The following is a 20,344-nucleotide window of genomic DNA, read 5'->3' on the forward strand; positions in this document are numbered from 1 at the left end:
CGGTTGCTTTTGAGACCGCGCCCCCACTGATGCGGGCGATCTGCCCGTTGGCCCTCTGGTGGTCGCCCGTGCAATGATTGATGCCAACACCTTGCGCCGGCTTCTGCTTACGGGTCAGCCGATCCGCGCCGAGGTGGCCGTCACGCAGGGGATTGTTGATGAGTTAGTCGAAGCTGAAGCCGTAAACGAGACGGCACTCGCCAAAGCCCGCGAAATGGCCGACCTGCCGGCTTCGGCGTTTGGCCGGATCAAGCAACAGCTCCGCGGGCCTGCCATTTCCGTGATCGAAACAGAAATGGCCCGGCTGGTGGACGACGCCGACCGCGGCTGGTTCACGGATGAAACCCGCGACGCGATGCAAAGGATGTTGAAATGACCCATGGCTTTGACGCCGCGCGGCTAGATCGTATCCGGCCTTGGATGCAAAGCTATGTTGACACACGCAAGTATCCTGGCGCGTCGGTCTTGGTTCAACGCAATGGAACCGAAGTCTTTTTTGCCGATTGTGGGTTGCGCAACATCGAAGAAAACCTGCCTTTTTCGCGTGATACCATCGCGCGTATCTATTCGATGACCAAACCGGTGACGTCGGTTGCGCTCATGACGCTGGTGGAACGCGGATTGATCCATCTGGGTCAGCCCGTGTCGGATTTCATTCCCGGCTTTGCGGACATGCAGGCTTTGATCCCCGATGCCGCGCGTTTGGATCAGACCGAGCCTGCTAACGCCCCGACCCTGCAACAACTGCTGACCCACACAAGCGGGTTGAGCTATTCGTTCAACCCCGGTCTGGTGGCCGAGGTAATGGCTGAACAACGTCTCGACTTTGCCCCAAAACGCGGAACGCTGGCCGAGGTGACGGACAAAGTTGCAGCGCTGCCTTTGGCTTTTCAACCCGGCAGGCGTTGGATGTACTCTGTCGGAATCGACATCGCGGGTCGGGTGGTCGAGGTTGTTTCGGGGAAATCCCTGGATGCGTTTTTTGACCTGGAGATCTTTCAGCCCCTTGGCATGACCGAAACCGCATTCAATGTGCCGGTGCATGCAGGCGACCGCTTTGCCAATCTCTACACGCCGCTGGATGACCCCATGGCGCTGAACGCCGCAAAGGGCAGCGCGGGAACACTGCGCCTCGCCGATGATCGCAAGCTCTCTCCTTATTTGACCACGCAGCAGCGCTCAGGCGGGGGCGGGCTGGTTGGCACGATCGACGATTACATGAAGTTTGCCGAGATGCTTCGTCGGGGTGGCGATGCAGGCGAACACCGTATTCTGTCACCCAAAACAATGGCATTTATGATGTCGAACCACCTGAAAGGTGACATTGCCGACATGGGTATGCCCAGCTTTGCCGAACAGCCGATGGTCGGCACAGGCTTTGGCATTGGTGGATCGGTGACATTGAACCCGGGCCGGACCGGTGTGCCGGGCAGTGTCGGTGATTTCGCATGGGGCGGTATGGCCTCAACCTATTTCTGGGTCGATACGCTCCATCAGATGAGTGTCGTATTTTTCACCCAGCTTTCCCCCAGCTCTTCTTACCCTTCACGCGCCGAACTGCGTGCCCTGATCCACGGAGCCCTGATTGCATGACAGCAGATGACACCAGCCGCCGCCCGATCCTTTGGCAGCCCTCGCCCGAGCAGGCCGAAGCCACGACCATGGCGGCCTTTATTCGCTGGCTCGAGGCAGAGCGCGGTCTGTCATTCTCAGATTATCCCGCACTGTGGGACTGGAGCGTTTCTGACCTGGAAGGATTCTGGTCTGCGATCTGGTCGTATTTTGATCTGCGCGCCAGCGTGCCGCCGACGATATTCATGGCCGAGCGCAAAATGCCCGACGCTGTCTGGTGCCCCGGAACCATGCTGAACTATAGCGATCAGGTTATGCGATGGGCCGAGGAACAGCCTGACAGGACTGCGGTGATCGTTGAATCTGAAACCTTTGGGGCTTCGTCCCTGACCTGGGCCGAACTGCGCGACCGGGTCGCCAACCTGGCGGCAAACCTGCGGGACATGGGGGTGGGAAAAGGCGACCGGGTCGTCGCAGTGTTGCCCAATACTGAAACCTCTCTGATTGCGTGCCTCGCGACCGCCAGCCTTGGTGCGATCTGGTCTCTTTGCGCACTGGATATGGGCCACGTCGCAATTCTGGACCGGTTCCAACAAATCGAACCAAAGGTGCTGATCGTCCAAGATGGCTATACCCATGCAGGCAAGGACATTGACCGCCGTCCTTTGCTGGAAACCATCCGCGCTGGGTTGCCATCTCTTGAGCAGACGCTGTGGGTGCCCGTGGCAGGCGCCGCCCCCGAGGGTGCGCAGGAGTTTGCCCCGCTAACGCAGGGCGATGCAGAATACGCTGCGACACCAGTGCCTTTCGATCATCCGTTGTGGATCGTCTATTCCTCGGGCACCACCGGCAACCCGAAACCCATCGTGCATGGCCATGGCGGCGTGCTGCTGGAAAACGCCAAGCGAAGCCTGCATGGCAATCTGAGGCAAGAGGACCGCTATGCCTGGATGACCTCGTCTGGCTGGATCATGTGGAATTCTCAACTTTCGGTTCTGGGGCAGGGGGCCACTCTGGCGATGTTCGATGCGGCCCCCAACCATCCCGACATGATGGCATTCTGGCGGTTTGCAGCGCGCCATCGTCTAAGTTTCGTAGGGGCAGGTGCTGCGTTTTATGAGGCATGTCTCAAGGCAGGCATTCGCCCCGCCGATCTGGACCTGTCGGCGCTACGGGCCATGGGCTCAACCGGATCTCCGCTCAGTTCCGATGGCTATGACTGGAACTATGGCCAGGTCAAATCCGACCTTTGGCTGGCACCTATTTCGGGCGGGACCGATCTGGCCAGCGCCTTCGTGGGCGGCAACCCGATGATGCCAGTACGGGCGGGTGAAATGCAGTGCCGCATGCTGGGCAATGCGGTGCGTGCTTTTGACGAGGCAGGCAACGAGGTGTTCAATACGGTCGGAGAACTGGTCTGCACCGAGCCGCTGCCATCGATGCCGCTGTTTTTCTGGGGGTATAAGGACGGTTCACGGCTGCATGACAGCTATTTCGACACTTATCCGGGAATTTGGCGTCACGGTGACTGGATCGAGATCACGCCCGAAGGTGGCTCGGTCATTTATGGTCGGTCGGACGCCACCATCAACCGCAAGGGGCTGCGCCTGGGATCGTCCGAGATTTATCAGGCGGTCGAAGGGCTGGGCGAGGTGATGGATTCCCTGGTCGTTGATCTTGAGTTTCTGGGCCGCGACAGTTTCATGCCGTTGTTTGTGGTGCTGGCCGACGGGCAGGTGCTTGATGACGCGATGAAAGACAAGATCAACAGCGCGATCCGCACCGCCGTGTCGGCCCGCTTTATCCCCAACGAGATCATCCAGATTGATGAGGTGCCGCGCACCCTATCGGGCAAGAAACTGGAAGTGCCGGTGAAAAAGCTGCTGCTTGGGGGGGATGCGGCGCTTGTAGTTAACCGGGATTCCATGTCCAATCCTGGCAGCTTTGACACCTTTGTCGACTATGCCAAATTAAGTGAGGAACATCTGGTTCATGAATAATGCTGCCCTAAAACTGATCGATCTTCTGGACATCGAGCACTTGGAGGTCGATTTGTTTCGCGGCTCAGGAGCAGGAGGGGAAACGCCGCAACGCATTTATGGCGGGCAGGTCATTGCTCAGGCCCTGATGGCGGCTTATCGCACGGTCGATGACCGAATGTGCCACTCGCTGCATGCATATTTCATCCGCGCGGGCGACCCGTCAATTCCTGTCATCTACGAAGTGGACCGTGCCCGCGACGGCGGCAGCTTCACCACCCGCCGCGTGGTGGCCATTCAGCATGGACGCCAGATATTCAACCTGTCCGCCTCTTTCCACGTCGCAGAAGAGGGATGGGCGCACCAGCATCCCATGCCTGTCGTGCCCGGCCCTGAGGGGTTGATGTCTCGGGACGAGCAAAGGGCCAGGGACGCGCATCTTCTGCCGGAAAAGCACCGGGCAGAGTTCACGCGTGCCCGGCCGATCGACGTGTCTGACGTCGATCCGCAGGATATGTTCAAGCCGGGCGTTCAGGACGACCGCAACCACAGCTGGATCCGCATGAAGGAAGCGGCAGGCCATGGCTATCAGATGCAGCATTGCTTGTTGGCCTATGCCTCGGACATGAACCTTTTGGGATCGTCTTTGCGCCCTCACGGACTGACATGGTTTCAGGGCAAAGTCATGAGCGCCAGTCTGGATCATGCCATGTGGTTTCACGCGCCGCTGGCCTTTGAAAACTGGCATCTCTATTCGATGGACGCACCGTTTACCGGCGGCGGTAGGGGTCTCAATCGCGGGGCGATCTACAATCAGGACGGAGTGCTGGTGGCCACGACAATGCAAGAAGGGCTGATACGGCCACGCAAACCAAAATAGCTAAAGCTCAGGGAGGACAATGAGGTGTCAGTGGATGAGGCATGGATACCGCGCATGGCCGCGCGGGATGACTGGCTCGCGCAGGTTCGTGAAGACATCATTGAACCGGATCGTGAAATCGTCGATCCTCATCACCACCTCTGGCGACGCCACGGCTATGTCTATGAAATGGCTGAGCTAGAGGCCGATTCCTCCAGCGGGCACAATGTGGTGGAAACCATGTTCATGGAATGCCGGTCCTACTATGATCCCGCCTCATCCAACCCACTGGCGCCGGTTGAGGAAACCCGCACCGTTACGGCCATGGCGCAGGCGCATAAGGGGCCTGCCAAACTGACCGGGATTGTTGGGTTCGCCGATCTGCGCAATCCCGATCTGGATTCCGTTCTGGATGCGCATGTGGCAGCGGGACAGGGCCTGTTCAAGGGCATCCGTCACGCTGGCGCGCGCGATTTGGAACCGGACCGGCTGTTCCTGCCGAAACAAAGCCCAGAGAACCTCTATGCCGACCCCGACTTCCGCAACGGTGTGGCGCGGCTGGGCGAACGTGGCCTGACATATGATACATGGCAATACCATCACCAACTGCCTGCCTTTGTCGATCTGGCGCGCGCGGTGCCGGGCACCACGCTGGTCCTGGACCACCTGTCCACCCCTCTGGGGGTGGGACGGTTTGACGGGCAAAGCGAGATCATTTTTGATCGGTGGCAAGATGATATTGCCGCGCTGGCAGAATGTCCAAACGTGATGGCCAAACTGGGCGGAATGGCCATGCCCGACAATGGCTGGGGCTGGCACGACCGGACTCAGCCGCCGGGATCAGAGGAATTTGCCGATGTGATGGCCCCCTGGTATCGCCATATGATCGCCTGCTTTGGGGCGGACCGTTGCATGTTTGAAAGCAACTTCCCCGTGGATCGCATTTCGATCAGCTACCCGGTCCTGTGGAATGGACTCAAGAAAATCGCAGCGGACTACAGCGAACAGGAAAAGGATGCACTGTTTGCAGGTACGGCCCGCAAGGTGTATCGCCTTTGATCTTCATCTGGCTGAAAATATCCCGGGGAGTGTGAGGGGCTGGCCCCTCACTCCTGCCTTTGCCATCCGGGTGACCGGCAGTGTTTACCCAAGAATACGTAGAAACTCAGCGTTTCAGCGCGTCCCCGTACATCCGGTTCAGTTTGCGCATGCCGCCGATCCATTTGTCATAATTGTCGGTCTTGTTGCGCATATATCCCAACACCTCGGGATGGGGCAGTACCAGAAAGGTTTCGTCTCGGATCGCCTGCAGGCAGGCCTCGGCCACCGGTTCGGGCTCTAGCAGCCCGTCCTGATGGGCAACGCCACCGTCACGTCCACGCGTCATTTCCGACCGCACCGCCTGCGGGCACAGCAGTGAAACGCCGATGCCCTGATCGCGATAGGTGAAGGCCAGGTATTCCGCCGCGCCCACCGCTGCGTGTTTGGTCACGCCGTAGGCCATGGATCCAACCTGGTTCAACAGACCCGCTGCCGAGGCCGTGTTCAGCAAATAGCCGCCACCCCGTTCGGCCATGCGTGGCACCACATGGCGCGCCGCCCAGACATGAGACATCACATTGATTTCCCAGATCTTTTGCCAGGTCTCATTGTCCGTTTCCGGCCCGCCGACGCTGAGGATGCCGGCATTGGAACAAAAGATGCCAATGGGGCCAACCTCGGCCTCAGTCTTTTCGATCAGGGCGGCGATGTCGTTCTCTTTCGACACATCCGCCATGATGGCAATGCCGCCAATGTCCCTGGCGGTGTCTTTTGCGCCCGCAAGGTTCAGGTCGGCGCAGACAACAGATTTGGCCCCTGCCTCGGCGAATGCTTCGGCCAGCGCCTTGCCGATGCCACTGGCTGCGCCCGTGACAACGACGATTTGTCCTTGGATTTCCATGTGTTACCTTTCTACGTCCACATCACGCTGCCGCCATCCACGGTCAGTGCCTGACCGGTGATATAGCGGCTGGCATCCGAGGCCATAAAGGCCGCGATCCCGGTGAAATCCTCGGGCTCGCCCAGGCGCCGCAGAGGCACCTGCTTTAGGTAGTACTCGGCCGTTTCCGGGTTTTCCCACAGGGCGCGGGCAAATTCGGTCTTGATCACACCGGGGCAAAGTGCATTCACCCGAACCCCCGCCGGACCCATCTCCATCGCCAGGTTGCGCACCAGCGCGATCAGCGCCAGCTTCGAGATGTTATAGGTGCCCAGCGTATCAGACGGCTTGAACGCGCCGATCGACGCGGTGAACAGCATCGAGCCGCCGCCCAGATCCTTCATGTCGGGGAAAACCGCATTGGCCAGCCACAGGTTGGACTGGACGTTGGATTGCATGGTTTTCTCATACGCTTCGTCCGGGATGTCGCGCATCTTGCCATAAAACGGATTCACCCCGGCATTGCCAATCAGGATCGAGATCGGCCCAACCTGATCATGCGCGGCTTTGGCTAGGGCCTGTACCTCGTCCTTTTTGCCGATGTTGCAGGTCATCGGCGTGGCGGCCTTGCGGCCCACCGCTTCGTTGATCTCGGTTGCGGCAGCCTCAAGCCCGTCCATCTTGCGGGCCGAGATGACCACGTTGGCACCTTGCAGCGCCAACCCTTTTGCCATCTCCAGCCCCATTCCGCGCGACGCGCCAGTAAGCAGGGCATTGCGCCCGCTCAGGTCAAACATATTGGTCATTCTGTCTTTCCTTTCCTCGCCTTACGGCCCCTGGAACAGTTGGCCACCCGCCGAGTTGCCCGCGGCGCCGGCCTGCCGTTCGTTTGAAGACAGGTAATCCTTGACCTCGGCCCGCGCGACAACGGCGTGGTGCACCTCGTCCGGGCCATCAGCAAAGCGCAGGGTGCGCTGGCCGGTATACATCTCGGACAGCGGCGACCATTGCGAGAGGCCTGTCGCGCCGTGGATCTGCATGGCCTGGTCGATGATCTGACAGGCCTTTTCGGGCACCATCGCCTTGATCATCGAAACCCAGATGCGCGCTTCTTTGTTGCCCATCGTATCCATCGCCTTGGCAGCCTTGAGCACCATCAGACGCATGGCTTCAATCTCGATCCGCATGCGGGACAGGGTTTCCATGTTTTTGCCCAGATCCAGAAGCTTGCGGCCGAATGCCTCGCGGCTAATGCCGCGCGCGATCATCAAGTCCAGCGCCTTTTCCGCCTGTCCGATTGAGCGCATGCAGTGGTGAATCCGCCCCGGCCCAAGGCGCAGCTGGGAAATCTCGAACCCACGGCCTTCGCCCCAGAGGATGTTGCTTTCGGGCACGCGCACGTCGGTAAACCGGATCTGCATATGGCCATGCGGCGCGTCATCCTGACCAAAAACATGCATTGGGCCCACGATTTCGACGCCGGGCGTGTCCATTGGCACCAGGATCTGGCTTTGCTGGCGGAAGGTTTCCGCGTCGGGTGAGGTTTTTACCATGACAATCATGATCTTGCAGCGCGGATCACCGGCGCCCGAGATATAATATTTCTCACCGTTGATGACCCATTCGCCGTTTTCCAGCACCGCGCGGGTGCTGATATTGCGCGCATCCGACGACGCCATGTCCGGCTCGGTCATCGCAAATGCCGAGCGGATTTCGCCCGCCAGCAGTGGCTTGAGCCACTGTTCCTTTTGTTCGGGCGTGCCGATGCGCTCCAGCACCTCCATATTGCCGGTGTCGGGGGCCGAACAGTTCAGCGTTTCGGGCGCCAGCGGGTTCTTGCCCAGCTCGGCGGCGATATAGGCATAGTCAAGGTTCGATAGACCTTCGCCGGTTTCCGCATTGGGCAGGAAAAAGTTCCACAGCCCCGCATCCCGCGCCTTTTGCTTGGCGGTTTCCAGCAACTCCAGCTGACCGGGCGCATAAGACCAGCGGTCGGCGCGGCCATGACCAAGGCGGTGAAATTCCTCGGTGATTGGATCAACGTTTTCGGTGATATGTTTGATCACCTTTTCCAAAAGCGGCTTGGCGCCTTCGGACATTTCCAGATTGTTCATATCTGCGACTGTTTGGACCATGTCGGGTCTCCTGTTCTGGCGGGCGTACTAGCGATTGACCCAGTTCGGTTTACGTTTCTCGGCAAAGGCGCTCACGCCTTCCTTGAAGTCTTCGGTCTGGGCCAGATCGGCCAGAACTTCGCGCGAATGCTGCATACTGTCGGGGAAGCCTTCGATCTGGGCCATGCGGTTCAGCACCCGCTTGGTCGCTTTGACCGAGGACGGCGACACGGTGCAGATTTCCTCGGCCAGGGCCATGGCGCGGGTCATCAGATCGTCATGGGGCAGAACCTCGTTCACGCAGCCTAGTTTCAGTGCCTCTTCGGCGTCGATGGTACGGCCCGTGAACATCATTTCCTGCGCAGCCAGACGGCCGATATAACGACTGAGGCGCTGCACCCCGGACGCGGCAGCAAAAAAGCCGACCTTGACCTCGGGCAGAGCGAATTTTGCACGGTCCGAGGCGAGGATGATGTCACAGCTGAGCGCGGTCTCAAAACCCCCGCCCATGGCGAACCCGTTCACCGCAGCAATGACGGGCTTTTCCAGATCATAACGCATGGCGAGCCCGGCAAATCCGGTCTCGGGGATCGGCTGGGGGCCGTGTTTTGCGGTGTGCTTCAGATCGTTGCCGGCGGTGAAGGCCTTGTCGCCCGCGCCGGTCAGGACGGCGACCCACTGGTCTTCGGTTTCGGCAAATTTGTTCCAGCAATCGTGCATCTCGTGATGCATGGGGGCGTGGACCGCGTTATAGACCTCGGGGCGGTTCATGGTGACCAGCAGAACATTGCCGCGCTGTTCGGTTGTAATGAATTCGTAGGACATGACTTCTCCCTCAGTCGCGCGCGGTTTTCAGACCGCCGGTGTCGATTTCCGTAAATTTTCCGCCACTTGCGGCGAGCTTTTTGAGCGTTTCCGCAGGCGCGAAATCTGGGTCTTCTGCGCCAAGTTTTTCCATGACTTCCAGAACCTTGGCTGCACCGATCGTGTCGCCATAGTACATTGGGCCACCCTTGTCGGCGGGCCAGCCATAGCCATTGATCCAGACCACATCGACGTCGCTGGGCCGCTGCGCCTTGTTTTCTTCAAGGATTTTCACTGCCTCGTTGATCATCGGGCAAATGCAGATGTCGATAATTTCATCCTGCGCCATTTGGGATGGTTCCGCCCCGGTGATGTCGGCAATGATTCTCGCGGTGACATCCGAAGGCAGCGGTGTGCGACTTTCGTCATAGTCGTAATAGCCGGCGTTGGTTTTTTGACCCCGCCGGTCCAGTTCGCACAGCGCATCACGGATCGGGTTGTCTGTTGTGGCCCCTTTGGACCAGCCGATATCCAGACCCGCAAGGTCCGACATCTGGAACGGTCCCATCTTGAAGCCAAAGGCGTTTAACGCTGCGTCCACATCCCAAGGCATGATGCCGCGATAGACCAGCTTCATCGCCTGATCCTGCCGTTTGAACAACATCCGGTTGCCGACAAATCCGGGGCAGACGCCAACCACCACAGCGATTTTGTTGATCTCAAGCGCGATGTCGAGACAAGTGGCCAGCACGTCTTGCGCGGTGTGCTCGGCCCGCACGATTTCCAACAGTTTCATGACGTTGGCAGGCGAGAAGAAATGCAGGCCGATCACGTCCTGTGGTCGGCTGGTCATGCTGGCGATTTCGTCGATGTCCAGTGCCGAGGTGTTCGTGGCCAGGATTGCACCCGGTTTCATTATCCGGTCGAGATCGGTGAAAATTTTGCGCTTCAGTTCCATGTCTTCAAACACGGCTTCGATCACCAGATCGCAATCGGCCAGATCCTCAAGTGACAGGCGGCCATCATAGCGCGCCATGCGAATGTCGACCTCTTCCTGAGGGAAGCGGCCACGATCTGCGCTGCGCTGATAATTGCTGCGCACCACGGCCAGACCCCGGTCCAGCGCCTCTTGTTTGGTCTCAACAATCCGGACGTTGTAGCCTGCGGTGACGAAATTCATCGAGATCCCGCCACCCATGGTGCCGGCACCAATGATGCCGATTGTTTTCACCTCGCGGCGCGGAGTCGAGGCGTCGATATCCGGAACCTCCCTCGCGGCTTTGCCCGAGGTGGCGTGGTAAGTGACAAGGTCGTCTTGAGTGGTCATACGTCAATCCTGGTTTAGCAATTCAAGGCATTGGGCGCGCAACACGCGCCGGTCGAGTTTGTCCGTGGCGCCACGCGGCAAAGGCTCGGTATGCAGCCACAGATGTTCGGGAATTTTGAACTTCGCGATGTGTCCGGCCAGATAGTCCTGAATGTCCTGCGCGGTTGCCTCGTGGCCATCACGCAATTGAATCCTGGCACCAACCACTTCACCCAGCCGGGCGTGTGGCACGGAAAAGGCACAACCGCTCCGAAGGTCCTGGAGTGTTCATTGAAAGTGTCGGAGGCTTTCGGGGTGTACAGAATGCAGCGAGATTGAGAGCTGTCCAGCACCCGTTGCACTTCGCTCTGCGTGGCTCTCGCATTCATCATTACGACCCATGCATTCAGTTGGCTAAGCGCAAGGATCGGCACCACGTAAGTGGCGCAGTTTTCGGCCAATAGCGTCACGCGTTCTCCCGCCCGAACTCCGTGTTTCGCAAGCCGGTCAGCCAAGTCTTCGGATAGAGTGTTTATTGCGCCATCTCCTCAGTTTTCAAAGGAATTTGCGACAAAACCCCCTGAGCTACTGTAAATTCTGAAGCGATCAGTAGTTGAACCAAGAATAGTCAACATCGAACAAGCGTCTAATCCGATCGGCTTGTTCGGGAGTAGACGAGAACTCTGAGATAGATTGGTTTACGCGTTTTGCGGCGATCGTCCCGTGTTCCACCTCATGTTCGCTTAACTGCTCCGACAAATTGATCAGTTCTGTGTTCAAAGTCTCCACTTTTGCAATATGGCTATATTTTATGATGTCGGGGCGGAGATTGAAAAATTGAGGGCGAAAATGTGGGTCGAAACGCCGTGGATTTTCTGAAATGCCGCATTCGATATAGTTTAGAAATATATTGAAATTTTGGCTGCTAGAGTTGTTGGAATTGAACCCAAAGCCTTTGATGTAGGGCAAATGGCGGCCGTGCTCGGGGTTTTTGAAATCAAGAAAGAAGTTCTTGAATGCACTTTCGACCCGCTTTTTCGGATCTCGCACAAAGCTAAACTTGAAAACCTTGTCGTCTAGTAAGCCACTTAATAACTCGTGCGGGCAGTCTTTCCCTCGTACTAACTCAGGGCATTGATGTATGTTGCCGGTGTACTTTCTTCCGTACTGCCACTCGTGAATCTTTTCAGCCACAGCGCTCGTGCCACATTTGGGGTTTTTGACATAGACGTACTCCCCATTGTTGGAAAAGATCGATCGACGTGCCAACTCCTGGATTTCTGTGTCTAGTCTTCCCAGATGCGCCTTGTTTTTGAAAGCGGGAAAAAGGGCGGACAGAATTCTGTACCTGTAGATTTTCGGTGCGCTGGAATAACGTACTTTGGACAACATGTAACTTTGCACTCAGCCTCTGGGACAGAAACGATCTCGTACTTGAAGATATCCGGCTTGCATTCTCATGACAATTTCGAGTGACATAGCTCTAACTACAACAGTGCTCCTTTTTGTAGACTGCCAAAATTGCGGAAAAGACGTGTTCTATATTTGGGCGCGAGATCGGAAAGGACGGATTTGGTTACCAAAAAACGCATTGCCATATTCGCACAGGGCTCTCGTGGAGACGTTCAGCCATATATAGCGTTGGCCCCGGGGTTAACGCGGCGTGGGCACGACGTGGTGCTCGCGGCACCCGACGATTTTGCGAGTTGGATCGGCAGTTTCGGTCTGTCGTACGCCACGATGGGTACCAATATACAGAATCTTCTCCAATCCAGTGAAATCCGCAAAATTTTGGCGGGCAATCCGTTTGGTATTGGAAAAATTTGGAAAAGCATTGCAATACCGATGCTCGAAAAGTCGCTCGAGACCCTGTGGGAAGTCGGGCAGAACGCCGATATATTGGTTCATCATCCAAAGGTCATTGGTGCTGCTGATAATGCTGAGGTCACAGGCGCCCCGGTTGTCCTTGCGTCCCCGATCCCGATGATGCCAACATCGGAGTTTCCAATAATCACCATGTCCCGCGATTATGGGAAGTTGGCCAACAAGCTGACGTGGTTGCCGCTTCACTGGGTTCGGACCTTCTATGGCCGGCAATTGTCTCAATGGCGACAGCAAACTCTGGGCCTTTCGAGGACATACCGGCCCAGAAATGGGGCAGACCCTTTCTACGGGGCAGATTTGCGACTGATAGGTGTCTCCAAACTCGTAGTACCGCCCCCTTCGGATTGGGACGAAAACACAATAATGATCGGGTACTGGACACTGCCCGAAAGTACGGGCTGGCGCGCTGACGAGAGGCTTAGTTCGTTTTTGGACGGCGGTTTGGCCCCTATCTACGTGGGATTTGGGTCGATGCCTGTAGATAGCCCAGAACGTGCAACGCATCGAATAGTTGAGGCAATTGAATCAGCCAAGTGCCGCGCTGTTCTGTCGTCGGGGTGGGCTGGTCTTGGCGATGAAAAATTGCCGGATAGCGTCATGGCAATCGACAATGTTCCGCATGACTGGCTATTCCCGCGCGTGTCCGGTGTTATTCATCACGGTGGCGCAGGAACAACGGCTGCCGGCTTGATTGCCGGTCGCCCGACACTGATATGCCCCGCGGGTGTTGATCAACCATTTTGGGCGAGGCGCGTTGCCGAGTTGGAATGTGGCCCTCGGCCCTTGCGATTGAAGGACCTGACGGCTGCCGCTTTGACAGATCGAATTGTCGAGCTTTGTCATTCGACATCCTTTGTCGAAAACGCGTCCGCGTTGGGAAATGCTCTATCTAAGGAAGATGGCGTGGCCTGTGCTGTTAACCTGATAGAGGAAAGGTACTGTCTCTAGTCTCCCTGACGCTGCTGGCTGTCGATCACCAATAAGCGCGACGTTCGACATCCATAAGTTGTAGAATACGCCGTTTTGAGAGCGGTGGGGCCAGTGGAGTAATGATCTTTGGTGACCTGAGGTGTGCTGGAAGGGGAAGTCTCTGCGACTTGGTGAGCCCTCTCAACAGGATGCAAAATCGCCACAGATAAACCCGGCGTCTCTTGTGATGTTGCCTCTTGGTTTGGATTCTGGCTCAAATGCTTCCGCGCCGATCAGAAGGCCGAATTGCAGGTGTGTTTTAGGTTCAAAGGTACTCTTGGGCTGCTATGGGGACGTCTATGCGAATTGCGCTAGTGGGGAAATTGACGAACAGCTTGAAGCAGTTGGCGTTGATTGGCGTGGTTTTGATGGCTGTAGCAGATCCATCATCGGCGCAATCGATTGACGACGGGAGTGGGTTCGACGTGCGCGATAATGTTAAAGGCGCGCTTGCGATTTTGGGTATCTCGGCCGCGCCAAATGAATCTGCAAGTGTCCTCCTGTTAGACAAGAATGTAAAAAATGGCGACGACTATGACCTTCGAGGTGGCCAAATCGGTGGCGGCTTCAGAGTTTCGAGCGACGTTCCGGTTTTCCTTGAAGGATACGTTGGGTTCACCAATTATGACCCGGTGTTCTTGTTGTCCGAGGGCGGCACAAACACAGACATACCGTCCTATTGGACAAGTATTGCCGCCACCGGCGGGGTGGGTTGGCAATTTGATATAAGCCAGGGCTGGAAAATTCGCCCCATGGTCAATTTTTCAATCGGCCGAGTTCAAAGTGATAGTTCCATTGCTGCCCAGTTGGTCAACATTATCCTCGAAGATGATTTGGACTTTCTGAGCGACGGGGGCATAACGGCACTGGGATATGGCGGTTCATTGGTTGCGGAATATAATCGCCGTTGGGCGAGTAACCACGAGCTCGACCTGCGATTTAGACATACGCATATCATTCTTGAACCTATGGACGCCGATCTTGTTGGGCAGGCCGAAGCAATTTCGACCGTAGCTTGGTCCCGAGTCAGAGTGTCGACGGGTGTGCGGGTGTTTTCCCAGCCTACGCGATGGGTTGGTGAAGTTTCGGCCTCTTATCTTCCAGGTGACCAGGGAATCGTTTTGGACAGTGAGTGGCTTGCACAGTTGGGTGCAGGGATAGAACTGGACCTGTCCAGAAATGACTCGGCCTGGATCGAAGAGTTTCGCGTTATGGCACGTGTTGCGAAGGGCGACAATATTGAGGGGTACTCAGTCGGTGTAGCCATAAAATTCTGAGATCCTGTGCTGGACATCCAGTTTTATCCTGAACGTCCACCGGGTGAAAAATAGCTTTCGCCGCAGTGCCGCCGCTGGTGGGCGTGGCTTGGTTGTTGCGAGTGTTTTGGACCGGTCCACCATAGTGAGTTCGGGGCGCATTGTCTTGATGCAAGTCCGTTGAATTCGCACTGGAAACTGCCGTAACCAATGCCGCCAGGGTGACAATTCCTGCTATCGTCCATCTGTGAGTCATTCAAAGCCTCCTTCGGTCTTAAATAGTCTCTTTGATGGTACTCAGGTGGGCATAGGAAAGGCTTGGCGAAAGGAAATTACATGTTGCTTTACAGTATTCTACATTGGCAAACTTTGTGACGTGACCAAGCAGGAGAATAGCCGTGCCGGAAAATGTCGACAAAGCGGATATTCTAGAGCAACTGGAACGCATTTTAGCATCCAAGGATTTTGAAGGCAGTGCGAGGACGAAATCGTTTCTAAAGCATCTTGTTCAACGTGAACTTGAAGGTCGTGGCGAGGAGTTGAGGGGAACCGCTTTGGCCATGGATGTCTTTGGGCGAGGTGCCGAATTCGATCCCAATGTCGATCCAATCGTACGGATCGAGGCCGTCAAGCTGCGAAAATCTCTGGATTACTATTATCTGACTTCAGGGGGTGCTGACCCGTTTCGTATTTCGATCCCCAAGGGGCAGTATCGTCCTCATTTTGAAGCGAATTCTGAAAGGGAACAGGAAGGGCAATCGCCGGAGAACGATCCTGGATGGCCTGTTTTGGGAATCGGTGTCTTTTCAGGCTCGGATACGCCACCTGCCAGATTATTGCGCGAGGGTTTCCCAGAGGAATTGGGGCTTGAGCTGGCAAGATTTACCCATATCCGTGTTCTCACCGGGTATGGCGATACGCCTTTCAGCGAAAACTCGGCGCAAGCCGTACCGCGTTGTGACTATGTTCTGGATGGTACTGTGAGGGACGCCCAGAAAAGTCTGCGTCTGATTGTGCAACTCAAAAGGGCTGATGAGGGTTCTATCTTGTGGTCCGACCGGTGTGACTTCAGGCCAGATGAGACGGATAGCTTTAAGTTTCAGGAAGAAGTTGCGAGAAACTGTGCCGTGAAAATAGCTGACGCCTATGGCGTAGTCGCAACGGATGCAGCAGAGCGTTTCGCCAACCGCGCGCCATCTGGGCAAGGGGTCTATCAGGCTTTGCTGGCCTTCCATGCTCACCTGCGAACCTCCAGATCGGGCAGCTTGCAGCAAATGATAGACCTTGCGCGGAATGCCACGGCAAACAACGAAACCGGTGGTTTGGCGCATGCCTTGATTGCGCTGGGTTATGTGGAAGAAGTTGCACTCGGTCAAAAACGCCTGAGTGCGGTTCGGGAGTTGGGACAGACCCATGCAGAAAAGGCCGTGGCGCTTGAACCTCAATGCCAAGAAGCCTTGTTTGCCGCTGCAATTTACGCGCAGATGGCGGGTGACAATTCACGGTTCGACCGCCTGATGGGTGCGGCAATTCAGGCCAATCCCAACGGTGCGTTGTTGATCGCGTTGGCTGGAGCATGGTTGGCGCTTGTCAGCGATATCAAGCTTGGCAGTCAATTGGTTAGGCAGGCTTTGGAAATTAATCCCCTGTTGCCAATCTGGACCAATATCACCCTGTGTCTGGAGGACGTCGAAAACGGGGACTACGTTTTAGCCTCAGAAAAAGTACGTAGGATTGACGCCCGTGAGAACGCGGGTGACTGGCTGCTGATCGCAGCCGTCCACGGGCTGGCAGGCGAGGTTGAGTTGGCACAAGATGCTTTGTCAAACTTTCCAACCGATCAGTTTACGCTCGACGAATATCTTGCGGACCTCCCCTATGCGACTGGTGTTGTGGACTTGTTGCGGGAAGGCATGAAACACTTGCATTAGATTGCGGTGAAAGGGCTGCGGTATCAGATAACCACTGGACGGCTAGCTTTTCAACGTCATGTGGTTGAGTTACTAAATCTTCATTTCCTCAAAGCTGACTTTCGATGGGCAGCCAACCCGATACCGTGGCTACAAACTTACGCCAAAAACCTGCCTTCGGTTCACGGGGAAGCAGTTCGCTTTTCGTAGACGCAGTGTCTTCCCATTGTAGTTTGCCGGTGTCGCCGACAGATACCCGATAAGTATTGTTCGGCAGAGCAGCATCCAATTGCGCATTGATATCTTTGGCAAGGCCTGGGCTGCGAATTAGCATACCGATTTCCGAGTTCTGTCGAATGGATCTTGGGTCAATATTTGCGGAACCTACAAAAACATAAGTCTCGTCAATCGTTGCAATTTTAGTGTGCAAGGTGAGCGGAATTCCACCGTTCAAGTCTGAAGTCGCCGCGTCGGAGCGGACCTCGAAGAAATCAATTCCCGCGTTGATTAACCGTTTGCGGTACCGGGCATAATGGCCGTGCGTGTAGGGATGGTTGGTTGATGCAAGAGAATTTGTCACTACCGAAACATCGATGCCGTTTTCGACAAGTTTTTCAAGAAACTCCGCGCCGTACTCCTCTGGAATAAAATAAGGAGTGACCAGTCTAATATTGCTTTTCGCGCGACGCAGGCTGTTGAAAAAGGCATCCCCAACGACATATGGGCCCGTTCCAGAACGCGAGCGGAGCTTCGTTGGATCGTCAACCACAACCTTCGCCCGGCCAAAATACACGGTTTCCCGACCATTCACGAGCTGCCTGAGGTATTCAGAACCTAAAGCCCGTTCATAAGTGGCCACTTCTTCTCCGAGGGCGCGTTTCTGGAACTGTTCATATGCTTCGGTCAGAGGGGTCAGGTCTCCCTCGTGGATAGCAGAAAATGGTAGGGACCAGGCGTCATTCCAATACAGGTCAAACGCCTTTGACAATTTTAGGACTGGTTTGCCTGCTACAAACAGATCGAAGTCGGCGAAGTCGTATTGTGTCCCGACACTGAAATATTCGTCCGCGATGTTCCTGCCGCCGACAATCGCGAAACTGCCGTCTGTGATAGTAACCTTATTGTGCATTCGTCGGTTCACCCTGGAAAAGTCCAGCAGGAAATTAACAGCCACGGTACTGTTTCGAGACAGCGGGTTAAAAACGCGAATTTCCACATTGGGGTGCGCGTTCAAGGACGCTATCTGATCGTCCTGTGCTGTGGTGAAAACGTCGTCCAACAACAACCTTATCTTCACACCACGTTCAGCGGCGGAATAAAGGGCGAGCCATATCAGCGACCCGGCTAAATCGGGTTTGATTAAAAACGTTTGCAGGTCAATGGAGCTTTCCGCCCTTTCGATCATTCGCAATCGAGCCCCCAGCGCGTCATTGCCATCGTACAAGGGGGCCATTGCTACGACGTCTTTATCCAGCCCAGTAAGCTTTGCCGCAACTCGTTCGGCGTTGGTTCCGGTTGCCGGAATAGCGAAGGAATTCTCTTTTGGTGTATCGAATGGAACATAGGTGCAGCCGCCAATAGCCAACATCAAACCACACCCAAGTAAGAGTTTCCGAACGATCCTCATTGGTATTCCTGTTTGACCTCAGCAAAGTTGTGGCGAATGCGGCTGATCTGAGAAAATTCCGGCTGAGGGATGAGATTTGCTCAAGTCTTTATGCCTTCTACATTTTTAAGCCACGACACCTGCTAGTCAATCATCGCGTCAGCAATACGGGTCAAGTTCCCAATAAAAGCTATAGCGTCGAGCTGACGTAGAGTGTTGGCCATTTGTCGTATGTGCCGGAGTCTATTCTTAGATGGAAACGTTCGCACAGGAATGCTGTCTGCACTGAGGGAAAACTTATCCATTTTTGCCGACAGCATTGTGGCGACTTTAGTCTGAAAGAATTGCCATGACTCTCAGAGTTAATTGATGTCGAAGCCCGACGGGGTAGGGCGGTGGGATTGCGAATTTTCTCGACTGATCAATGGCTATCAACTATTTATTTAAAAAGGGATTTAGGAAAAAAGGACGTTGACGGTTGGTTGGCCTGGTCAAATTCGGCAAAGCCTTTCGAGCAACCCTGATCTTGGTCTTCTCATTTTTTTTGCTCAATCTGCTTTCTGCGTGTGAAGGCGACAGACCTAAACCGTCAGGTGCACTGAATTCTCAGGCACTATTGGTCGCCGCAAAAAATGGAGAAGGAATTGATCCTTCAAAATATGCCGGCGACATTAAGTTTCTTCTACCCAGCGAGGTGCCTATTGGCACCGAGAGTTTCAAGGTCGCATTTTATGCCGGTTTGAGCCCCGCTTCGGAAACCCGTTTGCAGGTGAATGCAATGGCTGATCTCAGGACCGTTCAGGCACGGTTCCCAGAGTTGGCATCGGGGGTCTATGACAGTACCTGCTCGAGAGAAGTGGCGGTTCAGGTTATCGAAACTGAGGCGATAGAAAATCACGTCGAATTGCGTGGGACTATTTTTGTTCGGTTTTTTTCATGTAACCAGACTTCATCAGGTGACGAGCGTGGCAACCCTTGGCTGACACAAGAAATCGACACCACAGCCAGACTAGAAGCCTTCGTCGCAGACCAATGCGTGCGCTTTTCTTTGGTCGAGCTTGAATTGGACCCGCGGGGAATTACCGGAGCGTTTGCCAGGTTGTTCGGTGTCATTGATAGCGCGCGCGCCGAGATTCTGGAAAAAGCCGAGATATACTTTGATGCCAACCCGGTTTGTTTGGCCATACCTGAGGAGCTAAAGCCGGTGTCACCGAAAGCCACACTCGTGCAAGCGCTTGAAATAGGCGAGGGTGGGGTTGGTGCTGAAATTCAAGGGTCAATCGAAACGGATGCGTCCACACTTGTAAACCTGCTCAGCGTAATGGAGCTGAGCGACATTATCGAGGGGCAACAATGAAACACGCTCAGTTTGCGGCGTTTCTGTTTGGTGGCATTTGCCTCTTTTCTGCGTCCGTCGCCCAGGAAGCCGAATTTGACATAGATGACACGCTGATCGTCGGTACAACGGAAATCGAATACGGTCTCAGTGTGGTAATGACAGCGGTTTCGCCGACACGTGTCGGAGTCGAGGCTGTGCTTGACTTTAGTGACTTGCAGGCTCGTCTACCCGACCTCCTTGCAGAAGAACCTATCTCGGACACATGTGGAAGCCGAACCGAGCTCAGTGAGTTTATGATTGACGTGCAAGGCGAAGTCGTCTCTCTCAGTGGAAAGTTTGATACGCAGTTCTACGAGTGCACGAAAACAAGAGAGAACATCTTTGCACGCGGCGAACCTACGGACAGATGGATATTCGGCTTTTCCGCGTCCGCCACGGCCCGGTTTAGTGAGAAATGCGTTACATACGAGCTTGTGGATGCGGTCGTTCAACCGCTTGAGCATCTAAGAGACATTGAAGGGTTTGTCGAAGATGTTGAGGCTCTGCGCGCTATTTTGCTTGAGGTCGCGGGGCGATTTTTAAGAGAAAGGCCATTTTGCCCGGCCTTCCCCGAGGAATTCGAGCCGTTGGACCCAGTGTACGAAGCAGGCGGTCCCCGCGAAATAGGAGATGGCGGACTGGGAGCCTACCTAAAGGGATCCATTGATACCAGCACGACCACGATCATTGGAATACTGCAGGTACTACAAGAAGAGGGTGTTATCCCGGGGCCTCCATAAACCATTCAGTTCGCCAGGGTTGGCTTCCACTATGTTAAGATGTCCG

The 20,344-nt window shown here is 55.5% G+C and carries 18 protein-coding genes and 1 pseudogene; 10 read left to right on the forward strand and 9 right to left on the reverse strand.

The window, feature by feature from the left end; all coding sequences use genetic code 11:
• Window positions 1-73: 73 nt before the first annotated feature.
• From ACR0B7_RS11490 to ACR0B7_RS11510, 5 genes are read left to right on the forward strand one after another with little or no spacing between them, the layout of a single operon-like run.
• Entirely contained in the window at window positions 74-376 is a 303-nt protein-coding gene (locus ACR0B7_RS11490) for a Clp protease/crotonase-like domain-containing protein (RefSeq protein ID WP_170416088.1), read from the forward strand.
• Window positions 373-1,593 (forward strand): serine hydrolase domain-containing protein, encoded by a 1,221-nt coding sequence (locus ACR0B7_RS11495; protein ID WP_170416090.1) that lies wholly within the window; start codon window positions 373-375, stop codon window positions 1,591-1,593. Before ACR0B7_RS11490 ends, ACR0B7_RS11495 begins: the two co-directional genes overlap by 4 nt.
• Entirely contained in the window at window positions 1,590-3,572 is a 1,983-nt protein-coding gene (locus ACR0B7_RS11500; protein WP_480681512.1) for an acetoacetate--CoA ligase, read from the forward strand. The genes ACR0B7_RS11495 and ACR0B7_RS11500 overlap by 4 nt, the downstream gene beginning before the upstream one ends.
• The gene (locus tag ACR0B7_RS11505; RefSeq protein WP_170416094.1) at window positions 3,565-4,431 is read left to right on the forward strand and encodes an acyl-CoA thioesterase; all 867 of its coding nucleotides are present in this window, start codon (window positions 3,565-3,567) and stop codon (window positions 4,429-4,431) included. Before ACR0B7_RS11500 ends, ACR0B7_RS11505 begins: the two co-directional genes overlap by 8 nt.
• 24 nt (window positions 4,432-4,455) lie before the next feature.
• Window positions 4,456-5,469 carry an amidohydrolase family protein gene (locus ACR0B7_RS11510; protein WP_480681514.1) on the forward strand — a complete coding sequence of 338 codons (1,014 nt, stop codon included), beginning with the start codon at window positions 4,456-4,458 and terminating at the stop codon, window positions 5,467-5,469.
• 106 nt (window positions 5,470-5,575) lie between these two features.
• On the opposite strand, the gene ACR0B7_RS11515 is transcribed toward ACR0B7_RS11510, so the two are convergent.
• The 8 genes and pseudogenes from ACR0B7_RS11515 to ACR0B7_RS11550 form a co-directional block, all read right to left on the reverse strand.
• Complete coding sequence (locus tag ACR0B7_RS11515) at window positions 5,576-6,352, reverse strand: SDR family oxidoreductase (RefSeq protein ID WP_170416096.1); 777 nt, start codon at window positions 6,350-6,352, stop codon at window positions 5,576-5,578.
• Between the two features lie 11 nt (window positions 6,353-6,363).
• Window positions 6,364-7,137, reverse strand: a complete 774-nt coding sequence (locus ACR0B7_RS11520) for a glucose 1-dehydrogenase (protein ID WP_170570539.1) — start codon at window positions 7,135-7,137, stop codon at window positions 6,364-6,366.
• 21 nt (window positions 7,138-7,158) lie between these two features.
• Window positions 7,159-8,445, reverse strand: a complete 1,287-nt coding sequence (locus ACR0B7_RS11525; protein ID WP_170389111.1) for an acyl-CoA dehydrogenase family protein — start codon at window positions 8,443-8,445, stop codon at window positions 7,159-7,161.
• A gap of 48 nt (window positions 8,446-8,493) precedes the next feature.
• Window positions 8,494-9,270, reverse strand: coding sequence for an enoyl-CoA hydratase-related protein (locus ACR0B7_RS11530; protein ID WP_170389061.1), 777 nt, complete (start codon window positions 9,268-9,270; stop codon window positions 8,494-8,496).
• 10 nt (window positions 9,271-9,280) lie between these two features.
• Entirely contained in the window at window positions 9,281-10,576 is a 1,296-nt protein-coding gene (locus tag ACR0B7_RS11535; protein ID WP_170416100.1) for a 3-hydroxyacyl-CoA dehydrogenase, read from the reverse strand.
• A 3-nt stretch (window positions 10,577-10,579) separates the two neighbouring features.
• Window positions 10,580-10,807, reverse strand: a complete 228-nt coding sequence (locus ACR0B7_RS11540) for a hypothetical protein (protein WP_480681517.1) — start codon at window positions 10,805-10,807, stop codon at window positions 10,580-10,582.
• Between the two features lie 68 nt (window positions 10,808-10,875).
• Window positions 10,876-11,091: pseudogene (locus ACR0B7_RS11545) on the reverse strand (AMP-binding protein); the annotation flags it as partial.
• A gap of 70 nt (window positions 11,092-11,161) precedes the next feature.
• A complete protein-coding gene (locus ACR0B7_RS11550) occupies window positions 11,162-11,947 on the reverse strand; it encodes a sulfotransferase family 2 domain-containing protein (RefSeq protein WP_170416104.1) in 786 nt (261 codons plus the stop codon).
• 180 nt (window positions 11,948-12,127) lie between these two features.
• Here ACR0B7_RS11550 and ACR0B7_RS11555 point away from each other — a divergent pair, with 180 nt between their 5' ends.
• From ACR0B7_RS11555 to ACR0B7_RS11565, 3 genes are all read left to right on the forward strand, one after another.
• Window positions 12,128-13,387 carry a glycosyltransferase gene (locus ACR0B7_RS11555; protein WP_170567706.1) on the forward strand — a complete coding sequence of 420 codons (1,260 nt, stop codon included), beginning with the start codon at window positions 12,128-12,130 and terminating at the stop codon, window positions 13,385-13,387.
• Between the two features lie 320 nt (window positions 13,388-13,707).
• Window positions 13,708-14,685: an autotransporter outer membrane beta-barrel domain-containing protein gene (locus ACR0B7_RS11560; protein WP_170416108.1), complete on the forward strand. Its 978-nt coding sequence runs from the start codon at window positions 13,708-13,710 to the stop codon at window positions 14,683-14,685.
• A gap of 377 nt (window positions 14,686-15,062) precedes the next feature.
• Window positions 15,063-16,595, forward strand: a complete 1,533-nt coding sequence (locus tag ACR0B7_RS11565; protein ID WP_170416110.1) for a hypothetical protein — start codon at window positions 15,063-15,065, stop codon at window positions 16,593-16,595.
• Between the two features lie 88 nt (window positions 16,596-16,683).
• Here ACR0B7_RS11565 and ACR0B7_RS11570 read toward each other — a convergent pair whose 3' ends face one another.
• Window positions 16,684-18,162: a phospholipase D family protein gene (locus tag ACR0B7_RS11570; RefSeq protein WP_170567704.1), complete on the reverse strand. Its 1,479-nt coding sequence runs from the start codon at window positions 18,160-18,162 to the stop codon at window positions 16,684-16,686.
• Between the two features lie 496 nt (window positions 18,163-18,658).
• Between ACR0B7_RS11570 and ACR0B7_RS11575 the strand changes: the two genes are divergently transcribed.
• Window positions 18,659-19,537, forward strand: coding sequence for a hypothetical protein (locus ACR0B7_RS11575; protein ID WP_170416114.1), 879 nt, complete (start codon window positions 18,659-18,661; stop codon window positions 19,535-19,537).
• Window positions 19,534-20,298, forward strand: a complete 765-nt coding sequence (locus tag ACR0B7_RS11580) for a hypothetical protein (RefSeq protein WP_170576776.1) — start codon at window positions 19,534-19,536, stop codon at window positions 20,296-20,298. The genes ACR0B7_RS11575 and ACR0B7_RS11580 overlap by 4 nt, the downstream gene beginning before the upstream one ends.
• Window positions 20,299-20,344: the final 46 nt, after the last annotated feature.

Source organism: Ruegeria sp. BB6, assembly GCF_056539385.1.